General features: G+C 35.3%; 18 protein-coding genes and 3 tRNA genes. 10 read left to right on the top strand and 11 right to left on the bottom strand.

Annotated features, from left to right (window positions below; translation table 11 throughout):
- Positions 1 to 465 precede the first annotated feature (465 nt).
- The 5 genes from Q3Y49_RS06110 to Q3Y49_RS06090 all read left to right on the top strand — a co-directional run bounded on the left by Q3Y49_RS06110 (position 466) and on the right by Q3Y49_RS06090 (position 2,566).
- Entirely contained in the window at positions 466 to 1,398 is a 933-nt protein-coding gene (locus tag Q3Y49_RS06110; RefSeq protein WP_303271400.1) for an acyl-CoA desaturase, read from the top strand.
- Between the two features lie 77 nt (positions 1,399 to 1,475).
- Positions 1,476 to 1,548, top strand: a tRNA-Gly gene (locus Q3Y49_RS06105).
- Positions 1,549 to 1,786: 238 nt separating this feature from the next.
- Positions 1,787 to 1,870 (top strand) — tRNA-Leu (locus Q3Y49_RS06100).
- A 62-nt stretch (positions 1,871 to 1,932) separates the two neighbouring features.
- Positions 1,933 to 2,169 carry a GIY-YIG nuclease family protein gene (locus Q3Y49_RS06095; protein ID WP_303271399.1) on the top strand — a complete coding sequence of 79 codons (237 nt, stop codon included), beginning with the start codon at positions 1,933 to 1,935 and terminating at the stop codon, positions 2,167 to 2,169.
- A 160-nt stretch (positions 2,170 to 2,329) separates the two neighbouring features.
- Positions 2,330 to 2,566 carry a GIY-YIG nuclease family protein gene (locus tag Q3Y49_RS06090; protein ID WP_303271398.1) on the top strand — a complete coding sequence of 79 codons (237 nt, stop codon included), beginning with the start codon at positions 2,330 to 2,332 and terminating at the stop codon, positions 2,564 to 2,566.
- A gap of 354 nt (positions 2,567 to 2,920) precedes the next feature.
- Here Q3Y49_RS06090 and Q3Y49_RS06085 read toward each other — a convergent pair.
- Positions 2,921 to 2,994 (bottom strand) — tRNA-Asn (locus tag Q3Y49_RS06085).
- Between the two features lie 268 nt (positions 2,995 to 3,262).
- On the opposite strand from Q3Y49_RS06085, the gene Q3Y49_RS06080 reads away from it, so the two are divergent.
- The 4 genes from Q3Y49_RS06080 (at position 3,263) to Q3Y49_RS06065 (ending at position 7,561) form a co-directional block, all read left to right on the top strand.
- Positions 3,263 to 3,703, top strand: coding sequence for an Hsp20/alpha crystallin family protein (locus Q3Y49_RS06080; RefSeq protein WP_303271397.1), 441 nt, complete (start codon positions 3,263 to 3,265; stop codon positions 3,701 to 3,703).
- Between the two features lie 118 nt (positions 3,704 to 3,821).
- The gene (locus tag Q3Y49_RS06075) at positions 3,822 to 5,300 is read left to right on the top strand and encodes a Do family serine endopeptidase (protein ID WP_303271396.1); all 1,479 of its coding nucleotides are present in this window, start codon (positions 3,822 to 3,824) and stop codon (positions 5,298 to 5,300) included.
- Positions 5,301 to 5,495: 195 nt separating this feature from the next.
- A complete protein-coding gene (amaB, locus tag Q3Y49_RS06070) occupies positions 5,496 to 7,046 on the top strand; it encodes an L-piperidine-6-carboxylate dehydrogenase (protein ID WP_303271395.1) in 1,551 nt (516 codons plus the stop codon).
- Between the two features lie 107 nt (positions 7,047 to 7,153).
- The gene (locus Q3Y49_RS06065) at positions 7,154 to 7,561 is read left to right on the top strand and encodes a response regulator (protein WP_303271394.1); all 408 of its coding nucleotides are present in this window, start codon (positions 7,154 to 7,156) and stop codon (positions 7,559 to 7,561) included.
- Positions 7,562 to 7,650: 89 nt separating this feature from the next.
- On the opposite strand, the gene Q3Y49_RS06060 is transcribed toward Q3Y49_RS06065, so the two are convergent.
- Positions 7,651 to 9,093, bottom strand: coding sequence for a hypothetical protein (locus Q3Y49_RS06060; protein WP_303271393.1), 1,443 nt, complete (start codon positions 9,091 to 9,093; stop codon positions 7,651 to 7,653).
- A gap of 221 nt (positions 9,094 to 9,314) precedes the next feature.
- Between Q3Y49_RS06060 and Q3Y49_RS06055 the strand changes: the two genes are divergently transcribed.
- A complete protein-coding gene (locus Q3Y49_RS06055; RefSeq protein WP_303271392.1) occupies positions 9,315 to 11,663 on the top strand; it encodes a glucosidase family protein in 2,349 nt (782 codons plus the stop codon).
- A 206-nt stretch (positions 11,664 to 11,869) separates the two neighbouring features.
- Here Q3Y49_RS06055 and Q3Y49_RS06050 read toward each other — a convergent pair whose 3' ends face one another.
- The 9 genes from Q3Y49_RS06050 to rpsU form a co-directional block, all read right to left on the bottom strand.
- A complete protein-coding gene (locus Q3Y49_RS06050) occupies positions 11,870 to 12,256 on the bottom strand; it encodes a response regulator (RefSeq protein WP_303271391.1) in 387 nt (128 codons plus the stop codon).
- Positions 12,253 to 13,275: a response regulator gene (locus tag Q3Y49_RS06045; RefSeq protein ID WP_303271390.1), complete on the bottom strand. Its 1,023-nt coding sequence runs from the start codon at positions 13,273 to 13,275 to the stop codon at positions 12,253 to 12,255. The genes Q3Y49_RS06050 and Q3Y49_RS06045 overlap by 4 nt, the downstream gene beginning before the upstream one ends.
- Position 13,276: 1 nt before the next feature.
- Positions 13,277 to 13,711 carry a response regulator gene (locus Q3Y49_RS06040; RefSeq protein WP_303271389.1) on the bottom strand — a complete coding sequence of 145 codons (435 nt, stop codon included), beginning with the start codon at positions 13,709 to 13,711 and terminating at the stop codon, positions 13,277 to 13,279.
- 315 nt (positions 13,712 to 14,026) lie between these two features.
- On the bottom strand, positions 14,027 to 18,472 hold the full coding sequence (locus Q3Y49_RS06035; protein WP_303271388.1) for a PAS domain-containing protein: 4,446 nt from the start codon (positions 18,470 to 18,472) through the stop codon (positions 14,027 to 14,029).
- A 131-nt stretch (positions 18,473 to 18,603) separates the two neighbouring features.
- Positions 18,604 to 19,884: a hypothetical protein gene (locus Q3Y49_RS06030; RefSeq protein WP_303271387.1), complete on the bottom strand. Its 1,281-nt coding sequence runs from the start codon at positions 19,882 to 19,884 to the stop codon at positions 18,604 to 18,606.
- A 57-nt stretch (positions 19,885 to 19,941) separates the two neighbouring features.
- Positions 19,942 to 21,111, bottom strand: coding sequence for a tetratricopeptide repeat protein (locus Q3Y49_RS06025; protein ID WP_303271386.1), 1,170 nt, complete (start codon positions 21,109 to 21,111; stop codon positions 19,942 to 19,944).
- A gap of 81 nt (positions 21,112 to 21,192) precedes the next feature.
- Positions 21,193 to 21,492, bottom strand: a complete 300-nt coding sequence (gene hpf, locus Q3Y49_RS06020; RefSeq protein WP_303271385.1) for a ribosome hibernation-promoting factor, HPF/YfiA family — start codon at positions 21,490 to 21,492, stop codon at positions 21,193 to 21,195.
- A gap of 24 nt (positions 21,493 to 21,516) precedes the next feature.
- Positions 21,517 to 22,398, bottom strand: a complete 882-nt coding sequence (locus tag Q3Y49_RS06015) for a tyrosine-type recombinase/integrase (RefSeq protein ID WP_303271384.1) — start codon at positions 22,396 to 22,398, stop codon at positions 21,517 to 21,519.
- Positions 22,399 to 22,536: 138 nt separating this feature from the next.
- Positions 22,537 to 22,728, bottom strand: a complete 192-nt coding sequence (gene rpsU, locus Q3Y49_RS06010) for a 30S ribosomal protein S21 (protein ID WP_303271383.1) — start codon at positions 22,726 to 22,728, stop codon at positions 22,537 to 22,539.
- Positions 22,729 to 22,787 lie beyond the last annotated feature (59 nt).

The raw sequence follows: 22,787 nt of genomic DNA, 5'->3' as shown, positions 1-22,787 counted from the left end.
TTTAGAGCAATTTGCAAAACAACTCTCAACTGCGGATTTAACTTAACCTTTGGTTGGGCGCGATACCAAATCCAGAGAAGACAGATTCTTTACACTTTGTTTCGCAATCCCGTGCTTGAAATAGTAAATCTGTGAGATGAACCACTTTGAAATTTTTCGCTAGACATAGTCAATAGCTGTTCTGGCAGGGAGACCATATTTTTTATAATGAATTATTACTTATAGATTTCACCGATGCATGAGGACTGAATCATTCTATAATTAGCCATATACTGGCAAAAGGACCATCTCAGGAAACACGATTTAAAACTCTGCACATTGATTTTTATAAAAGAGTGTTCAATTCCTATCTAAATATTTCAGTCACAGAACTATTTTGTAGATCAAATCGTTTTGAATTTTCAAGATTTAAAAAGGGATAAGTCCTATCTTTGTACTTACTTATTAAATTACATACTATTTAAAATGGCAGTTGCAGTAAAAGAAAACCTAAAGATTCGAAAAAAAGGCAGTTGGAAAAAAGAAATTAGTTTTGCCATCGTCCATTTATTGCCATTAGGTGCAATTTGGACAGGTGCTACTTGGTTCGATTGGACTGTCTGTGCCTTCCTATATGTTTGGAGAATGTTTTGGGTAACAGGTGGATATCACAGATATTTCGCCCACAGAAGTTATAATACTTCACGCTGGTTCCAGTTCTTAATTGCTTTTTTTGCACAGACCTCTGCCCAAAAAGGTGCACTTTGGTGGGCTTCACATCACCGCCACCACCATAGAAACAGCGATACCCTGAAAGATCCTCACAGCATGTTGCATTTTGGTTTTTGGTATTCTCATGTGGGTTGGATTATTGGTTCTGATTTTAAAAAAACTGATTTTAAAGTAATTTCCGATTACAGCAAATACCCGGAATTGCGATGGCTAAATAAAAATTATTTGGTACCTCCTGTCCTGCTGGCTCTACTAGTAATGGCTTTAGGCGGATTGGTCAATGGAGGAAGTGTACTTGCCATGTTTACAGCTGCAGGCTTTTCCACACTATTTATTGGATTCTTTTTGAGTACGATCATTTTATATCATGCTACTTTTTCAATTAATAGTATAATGCATAAATTCGGTAACCAACGATACGAAACCGGGGATGAATCCAGAAATAGCGTTTGGTTAGCTTTATTGACATTAGGAGAAGGCTGGCACAATAACCATCATTATTACGAGACTTCCGCCAGGCAAGGATTCTTTTGGTGGGAAGTAGATTTAACCTATTATGGACTAAAGTTTATGTCAATGATAGGGTTAATATGGGATTTAAAAGCTGTACCCAAACACATAAAAAAGTCAAGAAATAAGCAGGAAGCAAAAGAGTTAAAAGAGCAGTATAAAAAGCAGGTAGCTTAAATTTTTTTTAAATTTTTGTGAATTGCTATTGTATTTTAAAAGCAGCCTATTAAATTTGCAATCCCATTGAGGGAAAAGCGAGAGTAGCTCAGCTGGTAGAGCGCAACCTTGCCAAGGTTGAGGTCGCGAGTTCGAACCTCGTCTCCCGCTCAAAAGTTAGATAAGTGAGCATAAGGCTCACTTATTTTTTTGACACATACCACCTTCTTAGCCGGGATGGTGAAATTGGTAGACCTGTCTGCCTTCAATTATGAAAGTTTAAAGACAGGCAGGCACGCAAGACTTAAAATATTGTGAACATTAGTTCAGCTAAAGGAGTTTGGACAAAATGGTATAAAAAAATTAAAAAATTAATTTATTCAATGCTTTTTAGCATGAATTAAATTAAGCCGGGATGGTGAAATTGGTAGACACGCAAGACTTAAAATCTTGTGAACATTAGTTCGTGCGGGTTCAAGTCCCGCTCCTGGCACAAAAGCTTCTCAGTAATGAGAGGCTTTTTGTGTTTTATGGCATTTATACTAATTTGTATTTATGTTTACTACCTACGCCCTTCAGAGTATTCATAAAAATTACATATACAAAGGCTTCACATCAAATATTGAGGATCGGTTTAAAAGGCATAATGAAGGCAGAGAAAAAACTACAGCTCCTTACAGTCCATTTAAGATTATTTACACAAAACAATTTTCTAACAGAAAGGAAGCAAAGGATCATGAAAAATGGTTAAAGAGCAGCCCTGGAAGAGAATTTTTAAAAAGCTTACGATAAAAGACTTAAAATCTTGTGAACATTAGTTCGTGCGGGTTTACCTGCCTTTTTCATAGGAAGGTTCAAGTCCTGCAAAGCAGGCAAGCCCGCTCCTGGCACAAAAGCTTCTCAGTAATGAGAGGCTTTTTGTATTTTATGGCATTTATACTAATTTGTATTTATGTTTACTACCTACGCCCTTCAGAGTATTCATAAAAATTACATATACAAAGGCTTCACATCAAATATTGAGGATCGGTTTAAAATGCATAATGAAGGCAGAGAAAAAACTACAGCTCCTTACACTCCATTTAAGATTATTTACACAAAACAATTTTCTAACAGAAAAGAAGCAAGGGATCATGAAAAATGGTTAAAGAGCAGCTCTGGAAGAGAATTTTTAAAAAGCTTACGATAAAAGACTTAAAATCTTGTGAACATTCGATCCCTGGGGATTCTTGTCGTTCTTCAGCTTATTCTAGTCCTTCAGAGAAGGCAGACCGCACTTGTCATAAAAGCTTTCCTTTAATAGGAAGCTTTTTGTTTTCTAGAATATTTATACGTGTTCCTTCGAAATAATCCTTCAGACTTGTCCAAATCAGCTTAGTTGGAGCAGTTTATATTTTTAATAAGATCTTTCTTTTTTTGAAAAGAGATCAATCCAAGCAAAAAGAATCCACTTATTCCAGATATCTGCTTGCCAGATCGAAAGCAAATTGAACTTTATAAATCTATAGGCATAAAAAAAGCCTTACATTTCTGTAAGGCTTTGCTCCTCTTCTTGGACTCGAACCAAGGACCCTTTGATTAACAGTCAAATGCTCTAACCAGCTGAGCTAAAGAGGAATTTTATCCGTTTGGGAATGCAAATATGCAAGGCTCTTTTATTATTTCCAAATACTTCTTTTAAAAAAATCGTAAAATATTTTTCAAGCTATATTTCGTCAGTTTTACGCTCAGCAATTTCAATAAACCAGCCATTACGTCATGTTTTTAGTTGATAAAATTTCAATATAGTGTCAATATGTCTTATTTTACCAAAAGAATTTAATTGGTATAGATTTTTCTATGTTAACATTAAAAATTAATTGTTAAACCTTAAAACAAAAAAGTTATGGCACTTATAAAGTATAACCCAAGTTTACCTAATACTGAAAACAAAAGATTTTCAAGTTTATTAGACAGATTTTTTGACGAGTCCTTTAATGGTATTGGAAAAGAAATGCAGCACTTCAATCCTCAAGTCGATATTGCTGAAAGCAAAAAAGCATTTGAGATATCAGTAGCCGCACCTGGAATGAAAAAGACAGATTTTAACATTGATATGAGCGATGGATCTATCACAATATCTGGTGAGCGAAAGTTTGAGGAAAAAAAGGATGAAAAAAATTATCATTCGGTAGAGACACAATACGGCTCCTTCTCAAGAACATTTCATCTTCCCGACAATATCAGGGAAGACAAAATTGAAGCAACTTATCATGACGGAATATTAAATATTGTGATTCCTAAGGATGAACAAAAAGAATTAAAAAGAACAATTCAAATCAAGTAATCTCACTTTGGAATTGTTTTTTGAAGGGGCTAGGTCCCCTTCTTTCATTTTTGACAATATGTGGATGAACCGAAACGTTCATTATGCGTTTGAATAGAACAATTTAAATTATTTAGTGATGGAAAAAAGACAGTTTTTTATAGGAATTATTTTTGCTTCTATATTCAGTGCATTGCTTTCAGTAGGTGGTTTTATATATTTTAATCCTAGCACTTCTGGAACAGACAATCAAAATTTTGATGAAATTCAATCTAATAATACTCGATTTTCGAGCTTTTTGGATGAAACTGAATACAATGTCCCAGAAGGAATCAATTTTATTTATGCTGCTGAGCAAGTAACAAAAGGAGTGGTTCATATTAAAGCAGAGGTTGAAAGAGATGTTCCAAGAGGTAGATCTCCATTTGAAGAATTCTTCAGAGATTATTACGGTGATAAAAGTCCGCAACCCAGAAAAGGTCAATCATCGGGCTCGGGCGTAATTATTTCTCCTGACGGCTATATCGTTACGAACAATCATGTAGTTGAAAACGCCTCCAATCTAGAAGTGGTATTACATGACAATAGAAGCTACAATGCAAAAGTTATTGGCGCGGATTCCAATACCGACATTGCCCTGTTGAAAATAGATGAGGAAGATTTGAATTTCGTGGAATTTGGCAATTCAGATCATGCAAAAATTGGAGAATGGGTATTGGCAGTGGGAAATCCATTTAATTTAACTTCGACCGTTACAGCTGGTATAGTAAGTGCAAAGGCAAGAAACATAAATATTTTAAATAGACAGAACAGATATGGCATTGAGTCTTTTATTCAAACCGATGCTGCCGTGAACCCAGGGAATAGTGGGGGAGCATTAGTCAATCTTTCAGGGAAACTAATTGGTGTGAATACTGCTATTGCAACTCCAACTGGAAGTTATGCCGGCTACTCTTTTGCTGTTCCTTCTATTTTGGTCAAAAAAGTAGTGGATGATTTAAAAGAGTATGGAATTGTTCAAAGAGCTGTATTGGGTGTAAGTATCGTGGACTTGAATGACCCTCGTATTAAAGATCAAGATTTTGGTACAAATTCCGGTGTTTTGGTAGCTGGTACCACACCTGGAAGTGCGGCAGAAGCTGCTGGCATGAAAGAAGAAGATATCATCATTAAAATTGATGATAAAGACATTAAAAATGTTGCAGAATTGCAGGAGCAAATTGCAAGATACAGTCCCGGGGAGCGAGTGAAAGTAACTTATTTAAGAGGTGGAAAAGAAAACAACACTAAAGTTGAACTGAAAAGCTTAGAAAACAGTACTGAAATAGTAACTGCAAGCACAGCAAAAATGTTGGGGGGAGCGACTTTCGAGGATATAAGTGAAGATGAAATGGAAGCCTTAGATATTGCTGGAGGTTCTAAGGTTGTGGAACTTCAAGATGGAAAATGGAAAGATATAGGAATTAAAGAAGGCTTTATTATTACCGCTGTTGATAAAGGGGCAATTAAAAACACAGAAGATTTAATTGCTACCCTAAAAGGAAAAAGAGGCGGTGTATTAATAGAAGGAACATATCCTGACGGTACAAAGGCATACTATGGAATGGGGGTACAATAATCCACGACTTTAGTAAATAATTTTACAAAGGCACTCAAATCAGGGTGCCTTTTTCTTTTGTAATCATTCAAAAAAAGCCAATTTTGTGCCATTAAAAATTAATTGTAGAGGCTAAAATGATTGGATAATAGCTGAAAACATTCATTAAACTATTTAAACCTAATAAATCATAATTTTTGTAATTAATTGAATACTATGGATATTAAGAAAACTTACGGCTTAGAAGAGGCTCTAAACAAATTAGGAGTAAAAGGTCACAACGGTGGGACTTCAACAGGAAGTAACTGGATGGAAGGAAACGGGAAGATCAGCTCTGTATCTCCAGTAGATGGGAAAGAAATTGCCTCTGTGGGAGTAACAACTGCTGAGGATTACGAAAAAACCATAAAAACTGCTTCAGAGGCTTTCAAGACTTGGAGCAATATGCCTGCACCAGCAAGAGGCGAAATTGTTCGTCAGTTTGGAAATAGGTTAAGAGAATTAAAAGATCCGCTGGGCCGATTAGTTTCCTATGAAATGGGAAAATCCTTACAAGAAGGCTGGGGTGAAGTTCAAGAAATGATAGATATCTGTGACTTTGGTGTCGGATTATCACGTCAATTGTATGGATTAACCATAAAATCTGAACGACCAGATCATTCCATGCAAGAACAATGGCATCCATTGGGAATTACAGGTATTATCTCTGCATTCAATTTCCCCGTTGCCGTTTGGAGTTGGAACACCGCATTAGCTTGGGTTTGTGGTAATGTTACTGTTTGGAAGCCTTCTGAAAAAGCCCCACTAACAGGTATTGCTTGCCAAAATATTATTGCGGAAGTATTGAAAGAAAATGATATGCCGGAAGGTATCTCTTGCTTAATCAATGGAGATTACAAAGTAGGAGAAATGATGACCAAAGACGCTAGAGTTTCATTAGTATCTGCCACTGGCTCTATAAGAATGGGTAAAATTGTAGGCCAAGAAGTAGCTTCTAGACTAGGTAAATCTATTCTTGAATTAGGAGGAAACAATGCGATGATCATCTCAAAAGAGGCTGATTTGAAAATGACCTTAATAGGGGCAGTATTTGGCGCAGTTGGAACTGCTGGTCAGCGTTGTACTTCAACCAGAAGATTAATCATTCATGAGGATATTTATGATGAGTTGATCGGTAAAATGAAAGATGCCTATAAGCAATTAAGTATTGGGAATCCATTGGATGAGAAAAACCATGTTGGGCCTGTAATTGATCAAGATTCTGTCAACAACTATTTAAAAGCCATTGAAAAAGCTAAAGCTGAAGGCGGGAAAGTAATTGTTGAAGGGGGCGTATTAGAAGGAGAAGGATATGAAAGTGGGTGTTACGTAAAGCCAGTCATTATTGAAGCTCAAAATGAGTTTGAAATCGTGCAGGAAGAGACATTTGCACCGATTTTATATGTAATGAAATATAGTGGAGATATCGAAAATGCCCTTGCCCTCCAAAATGGAGTGAAACAAGGTCTATCTTCAGCCATTATGACCAATAATATGCAAGAGGCTCACAGATTCTTATCGTCTAGAGGATCAGATTGTGGTATTGCCAATGTGAACATTGGAACATCTGGTGCTGAAATTGGTGGTGCGTTTGGTGGAGAAAAAGAAACAGGCGGTGGCCGAGAATCTGGCTCTGATGCTTGGAAAGCGTACATGAGAAGACAAACGAACACCTTGAACTATGGAAATTCTTTGCCATTAGCTCAAGGAATTAAATTCGATATTTAATTTTTTCGATGAAATGCACACGTTTATTCGTGTGCATTTTCTATATTGAATTGTTTTTATACAACATTGATTTTATTAACTTGTTCCCAAATTAAAAATTGTTCAATATGAGTAAGTATCAATCCGTCATGCTAATCGATGATAATGAAATCGATAATTTGATAAACCAGAAAATGGTTGAAGCTGCAGGCTTGTCAAAGTATATCTATACACATACAGGTGCGAAAAGTGCAATTGAGTTTTTGAAAAATATTGAGCAATTAGAAAATGATATAGTTTCTGGTGTACTGCGAGATATTATCTTCTTAGACATCGATATGCCTTTAATGGATGGTTTTCAATTCCTGGAGGAGTTTAATAAATTGAAAGATAGTACAAAAGATAAATGCAAGATTGTCATGTTGACTTCTTCGATCAATCCACAAGACGTGAGCAAATCAAAGAAATATGATGCTGTTAAAAAGTATCTCAACAAACCGCTTTCTCAGGAGAGCTTAACGGAGTTATCTATTTAAAAGAGGCTACATTGTCTCACATGTATAAACGGAAAAAGCCCATTTAACATATGTTCAATGGGCTTTTACAATATATAATATAACAAAAATTAAACCACCAGTTGCTTTATTAGATTATCGTCAAATTCAAGTAATAAACTAGGTGCAAAGTGCTGCATCGGCTCTAGAGATTTGAACTTCTTAACCAATTCCTTAATTTTTTCCTCCTTATTCCTTTTCGATTCACTTAAAGAAATTTTCATGATTTTATTCAATACTTGAATATTCATGCAATTTTCCTTTCCTATAATTCTAATTTGTCTCTGAATACTGTTAATAAGCTGATTAAATAACTCATAGTCCTTCATCAAACAATACTCAAGTGCTAGTAATGTTTTAATTTCTAGCTGAGCATTTTGATATTTTTTCAAACTAACATCATTCAATAAATTATTTAACCATTTAGCAGCCTCTTCATGCTTTTGGTCAAAATGGCAACTCAAAGAACGATAAGTAGCATAAGTTATATATTGAGGAACATCATCCTTATCAGGTTCAAAATCCTGAAATAAAGCAACATTTTCTTCAGATAGCATCACTTTATCTGGCATTCTCTTAGCTCTTTGTATTTTTGTGATTAAAAATTGAGCAGGATAAGTAAATAAATTAAAATTAGATAAAAATGCTGCACAAGATTCATTGACCTCCTCGAAGTAATTCTCTGCCTTCCTATATAATCTGTAATGATTATAATACTCTAACTTTAAAAATTCATAAACTAGTTTTAAATGGAAATAAATGGAATCCAAACTATATAATTCAAAGATACCATCTGCCTTGGCCAACACATCCTCAATGGGGTCTAGGTCAACATTATTCTCGTCTTCTTCTACAAATAATCTATGAAATATATTTAAGCAATTTTTGTAGACGAAAAGTCTGTGGGAATCATAAATCTGACAGGTATTCAACATTTCCTTATTCAGGAGAACAAGCTCCAGTTTATTGGTCTCATCACCCGTTAAAGAGTAATTACCAAACTTAATGAAATAACTGCTTAACAGATCTTCTGCCTTGTCAACGGCCAACATATAGGCAACATGGCGATTATACAATTGGCTGTAGCCAAAATACTCTTCCGTGTTTTGGTGTAATTTTTTTAATGCCTTATAAACAATGGTGAGTTCGTTCGAAAGATCATAATCTATAAGCTCTTTCTCCAATTTTTTCAAAGTGGCAATGGCTATGGCCTTCTTTTTGGTAAAAATGATTTCATTAATATTAGCTACTTTCTTTAGAATATCCGTCCTCGGATTTTCCATTTGTTGAAGCAGGTATTCTTCGATTTTTTGATTTAATCTCGATCTTAACGTATAATAAGCATTAGTATTAACCTCAAGTTCCTCCATGATGGCATGATCACTAGAAGAACTTTCACGCATCGATTTTAGCAAATAAGCAGATTTTTCCGCTCCACCTGTTGATAAACTCTCATGAATCGCAAGATAATCCGCGTCAGAAAGTTGCATGATTATATTCTTAAGTTTCGCCATATTCTTATTAATTCACCGATTTTAAATCATTTCAAAGGAAAGTTAATTATTTAGATGAAAATCACACAAAAAAGTTAAACATTTATGAAAAAACCTTACATCTACGGCCAATTATTTCGTTTAAAACCACTTTAAATCTTATAATTTTACAATAAACCTCATTTTTCATGTGACAAAGAACTAAATTTAACTTATTATAAAATTTAGTCAATTTACATATTATGAGAAATATCGCATTAATACTAAGCATCTTTTTATTAAGCTGTCAAAATGATAAATCCCTAGATTTTTTTACTCAGGTTAACAATTTAGAAAAAATTGAAGGCAACTCAGAATATAAAAATAGTCCCTTCTTAAGTGCGGGTAAAAGACTCTATGTGGTGGGTCACCAAAACGGTACTTTCCCAGATTTAGGTTGGCATATAGAAGGCGAAATGGGAGGCGTGTGGATGCCTCCCGTTAAATTGCTAGATGGATATCATGCGGACATTAAAAAAAATAATGAACATGTATGCTTAACTCAAGCTGACCAATTTATTAATTATCCGATTGGTAGTGAACATATTTTTAGGGCTAAGAATCTAGGCTTAAAAGTAGCACAATTCCATTTTGTTCCGGGAAATGAAAACGGATTAATTGTAGCCTATCAATTAGAGAACATTCTTGCGTCAGAAAATAAATTCACTTTTACATTTAACACTGCTATTGATATTCGCCCTGCCTGGTTGGCTGATTCTTTAAATATTGAAGACTTTGATGATGAGGGAGAATGGAAGAACAGAAATAATACTTTTCTAGCAAAAGACTCGGGAAATAATTGGTATGCCGCTATTAGCGGAAAGGATTTCAAACCATCTAATTCCGAGAACTCTTGTAAAATAAAAAGAAGAGGAAACGGCTTTGACCATGCTTTGAGTCGATCGATAAATCTGAAAGGAAATGAAAGAAAAACCATTTATTTAATAATTAGCGGCTCTTATAAAAGTGAAAAAGAAGTTATCAATACATCTCGATATTTATCTAGTACCCCTGAAACCTTATTAAGGGAGAAAATAGATGCTTACCAAAAAGTAAGTGAAACTAATAATTTGAAAACCCAAGACAAAGACTTTGATCAAATGTTCAGGTGGTTGAAATATAATACAGAATGGTTGATGCAAGAGGTCCCAGATGTTGGAACTGGCTTAACCGCAGGAAGCCCAGACTACCCCTGGTGGTTTGGTACTGATAATGGTTATGCTGTGCAGGGCTTATTGGCATCTGGAATGCATCAACAAGCTTTACAAACCATAGATTTGGTTGTAAAATTATCTGAAAAGATTAATGGAAAGAATGGGAGAATCATGCACGAAGCTTCTACAAATGGCGTAGTTTTTAATCCAGGGAATCTAAATACTACTCCAAAATTTGTTAGTATGCTTTGGAAGGCTTACGCGTGGACTGGAGATGATGTATTACTGAAGTACTACGACTTAGTACATAGCGCAGTTGATTGGATTGAGTCTCAAGATACCAATGGAAACGGTTATCCGGATGGTGCAGGCATGATGGAAATCCATGGTCTTGATAGTGAAATGATAGATGTAGTGTCTTATCAATATGAAATGTACTTGGCAGCAGCCAATTTTGCGAAAGTAAAAAGCGACAAGGTCTTGGTTGATGAGTACTTGGAAAAAGCTAAAAAGCTACAATCAAAAATTAATTCTGAATGGTGGGTAGAGGAATTTAACTCTTATGCGGATTTTCGAGCCACCAAATCAGAAGCAATAAAACTGACCGAAGCTGCTATTATAAGAGCGGACAGCATTGAAAAGCCCTGGTCGGTCATTGAATTAGAGACTACTTTAGATACCATTAAATCCATGGAGATAAGCGGCCCTTCTCCATTTGTAGTTCACCATAATTGGATAGTCAATACCCCAATGGAAGTTGGAGCTGCCGATCAAGAAAAAGCTACTGCGGCCTTAGCAACCGCAGAAAAATATCGAAGTAGGTTTGGAATATTTGTTACTGGTATCGACCGTGATGAAAAGCAGGAAAAAGCCGCCAAATGGCAATCTTTTAGTTATGTAGGAGCTGTAATGACTTTACCCACTGGAGTGCAGGCCATTGCGGAAGCAAAATACGGAAACCCAGATAAAGCATTAGCATATTTGAAAATGCTACAAAACTCATTTAGTTACGCTCTACCTGGCTCAATGTATGAAGTCAGCCCTGATTTCGGTATGATGACGCAGGCTTGGAATATTTATGCAGTAGCAGTACCTGTAGTAGAAGAGTTTTTTGGTATTAGGCCAAAAGCCTGGAAAAATGAAATTATAATAAAACCTAATTTACCTACAGACTGGAAAGATGTAAGTCTACAGAATATTAGGATTGGAAACAATAAGCTCGATATATCAGCAAAAAGAGTAGGGAATATCTTGGAAATCCGAGTTTCTCAATTACATAACTGGACTATAGCTTTTGAATTTCCAGAAGCAAAAAGCATTATCTATGATGGAAATAAAATAAATGGCGGTAAAGTAGAATTATATGACAGACTTCATAACCTTAAAGTAGAGTTTTAATTTATTAGTTTAATTTCAAAACATTAATGCAAGCTTGGCGTTAAATCTCCAACAGTACATAAAAATATACAAATGAATAAAGAACTTATTATACAGACAATAGTCATCACATCCGCAATTTTATTTCCTTTTGTTACGGGTTTTGTTAATTCGAGGAAACAACAAAAGAAGTTGGTTTATAAAAGAGTGAAAAGCTAGAAGTTTTTTTATTTAGAAATAAGCTCTTGAATTTGCTCTAAATGCTCTTTTTGCAAAGGCTTGGTAAAATATCCTTTTACAAGTTTAAACTTATCGGATTTCTGAATATCTGCTTTGTCAGAAGACGAACTTAGCATAAAAACATAGGTGTTATCAGATGATACAAAATGCTCAATGTTTTCCAAAAACTCCCAACCATTCATAAACGGCATGTTGATATCCAAAATAATTGCGTAGGTTTTGTCTTGTGAATAGTCCTCCCGCAAAAACTCTAAGGCGTAAGTTCCATCTAAAAATTTTTGGGGCTTTTGAAAAAAAGAATCCCCTTCTACTATCATTTCGGATAGCATCAAGGATATTTCATCATCATCAACAATTAGGTTTTTTAAGTTCATTCGTTTTGGCTATTTACGTTTATTTCCTGAGATTTACTCACCACGGATTTTACTATTTCATCTAATTCCTCGGCTGATTTCAAAATATGATTATAAAAGATTTCCTTATCACTATCTGTAATTCTCTCATTCTTCATGGCATTGACCAAGCCCATTAAGCGAGCAAGAGGGGCCCTCACCACATGCGATTGTGTCCATGCAATATCCTTTAATATTTCATTCTGTTTCTCAACCGCTTCTATATGAAGATTCCTTTCAGTTACGTCATTGACTAAAATAATTTGAGCTTGTAGCCCTCTAAAAAGAAAGCTATTGGAACGTATCTCCACTCTTATTCTGTCCCCATTTTTCTTTAAATGAGTAAATTCACCATGATATATATTCTTATTGGGTTGTCTTTGCTTTATCATAGAGTCCTTCAATGCAGATATTTCCTCTGGGGGTCTAATGTCAGTAATATCCATTGCAAGAAACTCTTCATAGGAATATCCATAATGTTCGATAGCCGCATCGTTTACATCCAAAAATTTTAAGGATTTCTTATCATAAACCCACATGGGTAAAGGGCTAAAATGAAAGAGATCAGAATATCTTTGTTCTGATTCCTTCAAATTGACCATTGTTTTATTTCGCTCTATGTTATATAGGATGCTCTTATGCAGCACTGTTGTATTTAATACATCTTTCAAAAGATAATCAGAAGCTCCTAAGGACAAGGTTTTAATGGCAAAGTCTACATCAGTGTAACCTGTTAGAATAATGATGGGTACATTTTTTGAGTATTCTTTAATTCTGGAAATCAATTCCTCCCCCTCTAAATCTGGCAAACTAAGATCGAGAAATATCAAATCAATATGAGATAACTCATCTTTAAGTATATCCCTTGCCGATTGAAAATCTTTAGCCAATCTAATGTTCTTAGTCACACGGGTTTCAAGTAGAAAATCTTCAACCAAGAGGTAATCCCCAGGATTGTCCTCAACAACTAAAATATCATATCGATTTAAATTTTTAGACATACTAATTCTGATCTCTAGGTAAACTTACTATACTGAACCAAAATTGTTCAATACCAGAAATAGCAGTCATAAATTCATCAATTTCGACTGGCTTACTGATAAAACAATTAGCATGGTTATGATATGCTTTTTTGATGTCAGTATCTGAAGAGGAAGTAGTGAGCATAATAACAGGTATGCTATTTAGATTCTTATCATTTTTTATTTCTAATAAAACTTCATGGCCACTCATAATGGGCAGGTTTATATCTAATAAAATCAAATCCGGCAGAATGGCTTCTTCATATCCTCTTTTCTTCATAAGATGGTCAAGTGCTTCTCTTCCATTTCTAGCAACATCAACTTCATTGATGAATTTACTATCTTCTAATGCTTCTGTTGTTAGCACTATATCTCCTTCATTATCTTCCACTAACAGGATACGTATGGGTTTCATTTTTTTGGTTTTGAATATTTGAAGCTACTCATGGAATCATCAGCACCTTGTAGATTGTTTTCGATTAAACATAATATTAATCTCTATTTAAAATTTCATTTTTACAAAATAATTTATTCATCCTGAAAAAATAAACTTTTCCGGCTTCGTATTTCAAAAAACATGATAAAAATCATAGTTTTTGAATTTATAGTTGTTAATGTTAAATTCAATCTTAGTAAGATACATGTTTTTATTCAAAAATAGTATATGTGACAGGTAAAAATACTACTTCTATTAATTTCTAATTTAATAAGTAATAAAGGAGCCCTAAGCTTAAATTTCCCTTGATTGATTTATAGGAATCGTAAAATAGAATGTTGTGCCTTTTCCTTTTTCAGAGTCAACCCAAATTTTTCCGTTTTGGCTTTCTATAATCTTTTTCACTATGGCCAGTCCCATACCTGTACCTGAATATTCTGTCTTATTATGAAGTCTTTGAAAAATGTTGAAGATCCTATCAAAGTATTTTTTTTCTATTCCAATGCCATTGTCTGCAACAGAAAACTTCCAGTCCTTTTTTAGCTTTCTCGCTTTAATTAAGACTTTTGGTGGTATTTTTGAGTCTCTGTACTTTAGTGCATTAGAAATTAAATTCTGAAATAATTGAATCATTGGAGAAGGGTGACCAGTGATCTTTGGCAAATTATCAAATAGCACCTCTGCATTTAGCTCTTCTATTTGCTTTCGGTGTAATAAACAAACTTCTTGTACCACATCATTCAAATTGACCTCTGTTTGTTCTGCTTCTTCTTTACCGATTCTTGAAAAGTCCAATAAATCTAAAATGATTTGGCGCATTCGTTTGGCTCCATCTACCGCAAAATGAATATATTGATTCGCTTTATCGTCAAGCTGATTTCCATATTTTTTTTCAAGTTGTGTCAGAAATCCAGAAACCATCCGTAAGGGTTCTTGTAAATCATGAGAAGCCACATAGGCAAATTGTTCTAATTCCGCGTTTGAAACAGAAAGGGCATGGGTTTGCTTTTCCAGTTTTTCATTTATTTCAACTAATGATGTTTCATAAGCTTTACGATCACTTATGTCAGTGGTAGCCCCGATCATTCGAATAGCTCTTCCGCTGTCGCTCCTAACGATATATCCCTTATCAATGACATATGCATATTCTCCAGATTTCTTTTTAAATCTATATTCTTCCTTCCAAAAATTTACACTTTTATTATGAAGTGCTTCTTTTTGAGATTTTAATACTTGAGTTAGATCATCAGGGTGCACTTTTTGTTTCCAAAATGTAGGAGATTTATTCGCCTCCTCATTAGAGTATCCAAACCTTTTTTCAAAGCCCGTCCCAAAGCGTAAGGATTCTCCAGTTAGCAAATCCCAATCCCAAATAGCATCGCTGGTGGCTAAGGCTACTTTTTCAAATCTTTCATTTGATTGCTTAATCTCTTCATCAGCACTTTTCCTCAAAGTGACGTCCTTAAAATACACAGATAATCCTTTTTTCGAAGGATATGCACTTACTTCAAACCATTTCTTTAAAGGAGGGAAATACTCTTCAAAGTGAACTTTTTGTTGTAATTCTACGGCTTTATGATACTCCGTATAGAATTTAAGATTAATAGCGTCACCATATTCTGTCCACAAATTCTTATTAAGGATTTCGTGTCTCTTCTTACCCAAGACATTTTCCGCCTCTCTATTCCAATAAGTAACTGTCCAATCGTTATCAACGGCAAAAAACGCGTCCCCTATACTCTCTAAAATATCTTTTCTGTCTTTTAGTGCCTCCTGCAAAGCTATCCTTGATTTCTTTTGTTTATCAATATCTTGATAGCTCCCAAAAATTCGGTTGGTTTTTCCTCCTATTCTATCCGCTTGACCAATACACCTCACCCATTTCTCGTTTCCGTTCTGAGTTTTTATTAGGAGTTCCAAATCAAATTCTTTAGCTGTATCAATTAATTCATTGATAGCCTCTTCAATTAAATTCCTACTGTGGTCAGAATAGAACGATAAACCATCTGATAATGAGGGGTTATATTCAGCATCGACTTCCAATATTTCCTTTGTCATGGGAGACCAATAAACTTCTTCTTTTCCATTGCGCCAATTCAATTCCCAACTTCCGATCTTTGCTAAACCAGCAGTTCTTTCTGCAAGTATTTCCAATTCTTTAAAATCCGTAATATCGGTGATAATAGAGTCCCAAATAACTGTTCCATTCGAAAGTTTTTGAGGATTGCCAGAACCCTCATGGTATCGAATCATCCCATTAGGATGATGATATCTCCAAACAAAATGCCAAGGAGTTAATTGATCAGCAGATTTAAGAATGGATTCTTTCATTTGTGGCATATCCCCACCTGCTTCTATTCGGCTCCAAATTACCTCCGTAGTCTGCATGCATTCTTCAGGAGTGAAACCAAAGATTTCTTCAGATCTTTTGCTAACGAAATCTAATAAATCTGTACCGTCAGATTTTAAATGATATTGAAAAATCACGCCTGGCACATTATTGGAAATTTTCTCTAAACGAAGCTCCACGATTTTTTGATCATGTATATCTTGGAAACTACCGTATAAACGAACACATTGACCCTCAAGGAATTCTGCATTTCCTTTTGCCCTGACCCATCTTTCATGCCCTTTAAATGTGATTATGAGGGCTTCAAAGTCAAACGAGTCTCCACTACTGATAGCTTTTTCTACTGCTTCAGTAACTTTTTCGCGGTAATCCGAGTGATAAAAATTTATCGCTGTGTCTAAATCTGGCGTAAAATCATCTGGGACCTCATGAATCTCTTTGGTCGTGGGAGACCAAAAATGTTCATTAGTCTTCATATTTATTTCCCAACCCCCAACTCTCGCTAGTTTTATAGCATTATCAACTGTTTGCTGCAGTTCAATCTTTTCTGTAACATCTCTTGAATTTGCGACTATGCCTTTCACATGTGGCTCATCTAAAAGATTTGATAAAGAAGATTCAACCCACCGCCATTCTCCTCTACCATTTAAGAAACGAAAAGCAGGTAAATTGATGTTTCTTTCTCTTTCTAACTTAGTAAACTCATCACGCACCCACTCTAAATCGTTAGGATGAATAAAATCAAAAGCACTTTTCCCCAAAAACTCACCTGGATCACGGTCTAAGATTGTTGTTGATGTTGGACTGACATACTTGTAAATACCGTCTAAATTTAATATCGCAATTAAATCTCCCCCCTCTTGGACCAAAGCTTTAAATCTTCTTTCACTCATGTAGAGTTCCTCTTCATCTTTCAACTGATCCGAAGCATCTCTTGCAATGCAGTTCATTAAATTTTGGCTTGATTCCCAATAGCCTGACCAAACAACGGGTACTATGTATCCTTCTTTGTGCCTATATCGATTTCGAAAGTTTCTAAATGTCTTGCCTTTTTGGATTTCTTCAGCCACAGCTAGTGTTAAATCTCGATCTTCCTCGATAATAAATTGCAAAAATGGCTGACCTTCTAGTTCTTCAGGTTTATAGCCCCATAACTGCTCAGATGAACTACTTACCATTTGAAAAATACCATTTTCATCTATAGTACACAGAGTGTCCAGAGAACTATCCAAAACTTGTTGAAGTTTCTCTTGGCTTGCCTCTAGCTCCTTTCTTGCTTTTAGCGCCTCAGTGACATTCAAAGAAGTGAGGAAAATTCCTACAACTTCATCCTTTTCTGAAAAAATTGGCTTTAACTTCAGTTCGTAAAATTGTTTGGCCTCTGATCCCTGGTCTTGAACGATCTTGTTCACTTCCTCTCCATTAGAAACTAATTTTAGGCACATTTTTAAATCTTCCCGTTGATCTAACTTTACTGCATCTAGGAGAGACTTTCCTTTTTCAATAGCACTTTGCAAAAGGAAATTAGAATGAGTACTCATTTGTTTATTGAATGATACTACTTTCCACTCTCTATCCAAATAAGTATACGCTTCCTCAGTATTGTCAACAAGTAATTGGAGCTCATGCAGCAGCGAAACTCTTTCAGTAATATCAGTCCCAGTTCCGAACACGCACTCCTCGCCTTTGTACTGAATTAATGAAGCGGTGAAATAGAGGGGTATATTTCTGCCTTTGTTATTAGTAATCGAGGTTTCTATTTCAGCATGGCCCGTTCTAAAAACTTCTCCGATTTGGTGTTTTACCTTAGTTCTTTCTTCTCCCTGAAAGAAATCTTCAACTTTTTTGGAAGCAATTTCTGCATCGCTAAATTCTGTTACTTTCTTTAATTGCTTATTCCACACATGGATCTTTCCATCTCGATTAAATAGAAAAAATATAGCAGGTAAATTTCTAATTATGTCATTTGTGAGTGAGTTTTGCTCTTCAACTTGCTTTTGGGCATTGACAAAATCACTAATATCTTGAAAAACCCCAATGAGCTTTCTGGGTTTTCCATCATTATCATAAAATAACTTGGCCTTTGAACGAACATGAATAGTTTCTCCAGACTTTTTAATTAGTCTTTTCTCTATTTTATATTCTGTCTTATTTCGCACGACTTCTTCCATCAATGCTGTGGCACGTTGCCTGTCCTTAGGGTGAATAACAGATAGGCCCTTTTCAAAAGTTACCTCAAATTCATTAGGCTCAAAGCCAAGCATTTTGAAGACTCCCTCTGACCAAGACAATTCATTATTTTGGAGATCCAATTCCCATGCCCCTGATTTAGTCAATGACTCAACTTGATCATAGAGAAGCTTTAATTTTTCAAATTCTGCAGGATTCATAGGGATTTAGTAGCGGTGGTAAATTTTGTGTTGAAATTGAACCTTTCACGTAACAGCAATATAATAAAAACTCAGCTAATATGTAATAAATTTTATATGCGTTATTATTTTATGTAGATACAAGACAATGCCTATTCTCTTAAATCGTTTCGAGATGCCTTAACTTTTGCATGAAAGTCCAACATAAAAACTGCCATGAGGTAAAATGGAACCATCACTATTCTATATCTGGAAAGCGTTCCAAAATTATAAGTAGATATTCCAACGCCAAATACAAAAATAATGGCGAAAATTAAGCAAAATAAAATGATGGGAGACTTCGCACTTTGAGTGAGATGAATGAATTTATTCCTGTAAAAAAGTCTTATGGTGAGGGCTAATAAAAAAAGTGCTTCTAAGGCAGAAAGCAACATTAAAGGATTATTGACTTCCCAAAGGTACGGTCGAAACAAAGAAACATTTATGGCTTGAGGGGCTAGTCTGAGCATACTCCCGAAAGTTCCATCCAATTCTCCCAAAGAATAACCTGAGCCTGCATCCTTACCGGTCCAGTAGCGAATATCATAAGCCGTAACTTGAGCAGTTTCTGCTATTTGATCCAAAGCATATCTACTATTATCTTCTCCGGCTTTTAAGGCTACATAATATGCCAATGCCGCTCCAATTGCTAGTAGAAATGGGGCCACCATAATTCTTAGCACAAAAGAGGGAATTCTACCAATTCTATAGAAGAAATACCACAAAATTAATGCAGGCATTAAACATAGAAATATGTAAAGTTTTATGGAAGTGATAATATAGATTGACAAAAGCAACAAAATAATATTCCTGATCAATTTCTGTCTTTCAAAAAAGATTTGGATAAATGAATAAACAAGAAATCCTGATGCTCCTAGGGTCACCGTATCTTTTAAAATACCTGATCCCCAGAAAAGAACAGTAGGAACAAAAAATATAGCTATGGCAAATTGAAGTTTGAGTTCTGGATAGATTTGACAAAATGATTGATACATCAGCCACAGGCCCCAGAAGGAGAAAAATGCAAATAACAAAGCTACTCCTGCATAAGAATTATAGGTAAGTACACCAAAAACGGAAGCTATTCTAACAATAAAATAGGAGGTGGTATCACGGTACATCCATATTTTGGAGGAATATTTATAAGTTTCCGGATCAAATTCTCCGTTTGCTGTGAGTAGTTTCCATCCAGCAGAAAAACTATCATAAAAGGCCTCAACAATATGCGATGCCCCATGGGTATAGTACGAGAAAGTATCTCCTCCACCGTAGTAAAATTGATAGATCAATCCCACACCAATTGCTCCAATCATCTTCAGCAGAAGAGCCGGAAAAAAATATTTTCTGGTTTCGCCATCAGCCGAAATTTCTCTTATTCCATATGCAATAAACATTAGGAGAAAGAATGTGATAGGCGCTATGATGAAATCTATAGTTTTCAACGCCTAAATCTACAAATCTTTCAGCTTATCTTTAGCACTTTTGAAAACCGCTTGCTTCCGTCCTGCTTTTTTCTTAGTTTTTTTGTAGTATTCTTCAGCCAGCTCAACTTCACCTTGCTTTTCTGCGATAAGCCCTAGGTGATAAATACTAAAAAGATAGTAACCGGCCTCTTCTTCTCCTACGCTTTCTGAAGAAATCATTGCCCTTTCGTAATATTTTTTTGCCTCGTCTAACTTAGCCTGGCGTTCATAAATTTGTCCCAAGAAAAAGCCAGCATAGCGCCCGGATGTCCCGCCATAACCTGTCCTCGCACTGTCTATATTTGCAAATATTTCTAAACATTCTCGCTCAGAATCTTGAATTCTTCCAGCTGTATAGAGTAAACGTGCGTAAAATCTATGAAAATAAGCATTTTGAGGATAGGTCTCATGAAGATACTCTGAAAGTTGTAAGCCTTTCCGTAACTCACCTTCATCTAATGCCCAGATTCTCATTAAAAAATACTGGGCTTCGGTACGGGTGTAGAACGCATTTTGAGCCACTTTGGTGAGTTGCTCTACGCCAAGCTCTTTATCTCCATCGTCAAAAAATCTTAGTACAGGCCTCAGGATAGGGTAGTGCTCTGGAACCCATTCTACGTAATAATTATAAAGTGCATCACCGAAAAGAAATTCAGGGCTTAAATTCTTATTTCCCTTACTTTCCTCCATATAATTCAATGCATCTCTTGCTTCAAAGGCGGCTTTTGTCCAGCTTTGATTTTCAGAATAGAAGCGTCCTTTAAAGCCATGAATGGCGGCCAAGAAAAAAGTGGCTTCCATATTATCTTCATCTCTTTCTTTCATGAACTCCGCATAAAACTGAGCGGTATCCAAGTATGCTATCATTTTTTCATTATTCGGATAGTGGGAAGGTTCGGGCAATATTTTCCACCATTCATTTAAGCCATACAAAAAGTAGGGTAGCGGGTGGTTTGGGAAACGATACCGCAACCACCTGAAATCTTTTTCCACTTTTTCATGCTCTGCGTTATAAATAGCATTAACAGAAGCGTTAACTTCCATTTGGATGTACATATTATTCAATAGGATACTGCTATCCTGTTCCATTACATATTGAGCCTTGAGGGAAAGTGCAAACCCTATTAGAAAGGTAATTAATAATAATTTTCTTATCATTTATCTTAGTATAACGAAAGCAAAATTAAAAAAGCTCGACTGAAATCGAGCTCTTTTAAAATTAATATTTACGTCAATTGTTTAATGTGCCATTTGTTTTTCTTTGAATTTTTTGATCTGTCTCCTTAAAGCTTCAGAAGCATTATCAACTCCTGCTTCAAAAGAATCACTTTTCTCTTTTGCAAATAGCTGATTACCTGGAATATTTAATTTCACTTCTACGATTTTATTAGCATTATTAGAGTCTTTGTCCAATCTCAAAAACACTTCCCCATCGATAAATCGATCATAGAAGGTTTCCAATTTGTCAATTCTCTTTTGAATAAAGTCTAGCAATTTTGCGTCTGCGTCAAAGTGGATCGAATGCATTTGTAGCTTCATGATTTTTGTGTTTTACGGTTAAACTTACGCTTTAGGATGTGCTTGATCAAACACCTTTTTGAGTTTATCAAGCGAATTATGGGTATAGACCTGAGTAGCAGCTAAACTGCTGTGACCCAGCAAATCTTTAACTGCGTTGAGGTCTGCCCCTTTATTTAATAAATGTGTTGCAAATGTGTGCCTCAGAATATGAGGACTTGTTTTACTTATTGTAGTAACTTGATTGAGATATTTTTTTGTAATTCGATTTATCATCATCGGATATGCTTCGTTTCCATTATTAGAAACGATTAAGGCTATGTTGCCGTTGCCCGAAAACGTTTTATTTTTATGAGAAATATAAGAATTCAATCGGCTCAAAATTTTATTATGAAACGGAATAATTCTCTCTTTATTTCCTTTTCCTAAAACCCTGATGGTTTTGGCTTGCATATTGAAATCTGAATATTTTAAACCAAGGAGTTCAGAGAGCCTGATGCCTGTTCCATACAATAGCTCCATTATTAAAGCATCTCTACTTCCTTCAAAATCGTCTGCAAATTCAATAATGGACAAAAGATTATCCATCTCTTTTTCTTGCACAAATTGCGGCAGCTCTTTACTTGTTTTTAAAGCCTTGATTTTTTGAGTAGGATTTTGCTTGATCCCTTCTCTAGATATGGCGAATTTATAGAAGGTTCGTAAAGAAATGATTTTCCTATTGATACTTTTGGGATTGATCTGCTCTTGCATAAGAGCAACAATCCAGGCACGAATATGGCGATGCTCTGCCTTCAGCAGATTATGAACCTGATATTGACTTTCTAGAAACCTGACGAATTGATTTATATCGTTTTGGTAGGAAGCTAAAGTATGACGGCTGTAGCGTTTTTCAAATTCTAAATATTTCCAAAAAGTATTGAGCATATAGTAACTAAGCTATCAATAAGTTTTAGGAAAGAAATACTAAGATTTTAAGCATAAAAAAAGTTAGTATCCTTCCCAAGCAATTACTGCAAGTGGATACTAACTTAATAAATATATTTGAGAATAGCTAAATAAAAATTAGCTGTCTAAATCCCTCATTTTTTGCCTGTAAGCGGCACGGATAACTTCTTTTCTTCTGGCAACAGAAGGCTTTACAAAGTGTTGACGAGCACGTACTTCTTTCAAAGCTCCGGTCTTCTCAAACTTCTTCTTAAAGCGTTTTAAAGCTTTATCAATCGATTCGTTTTCTTTTACGTTTATTACGATCATAATTTACACCTCCTCTCGTGAATATTCTCTCAAAATTTTAAGCTGTTGTTTATTAATAA

It is taken from the genome of Marivirga harenae, from assembly GCF_030534335.1.
GTDB lineage: Bacteria > Bacteroidota > Bacteroidia > Cytophagales > Cyclobacteriaceae > Marivirga > Marivirga harenae.
Note: the sequence above shows the minus strand (reverse complement) of the source record. Positions and strands in the feature narration are given on the sequence as shown.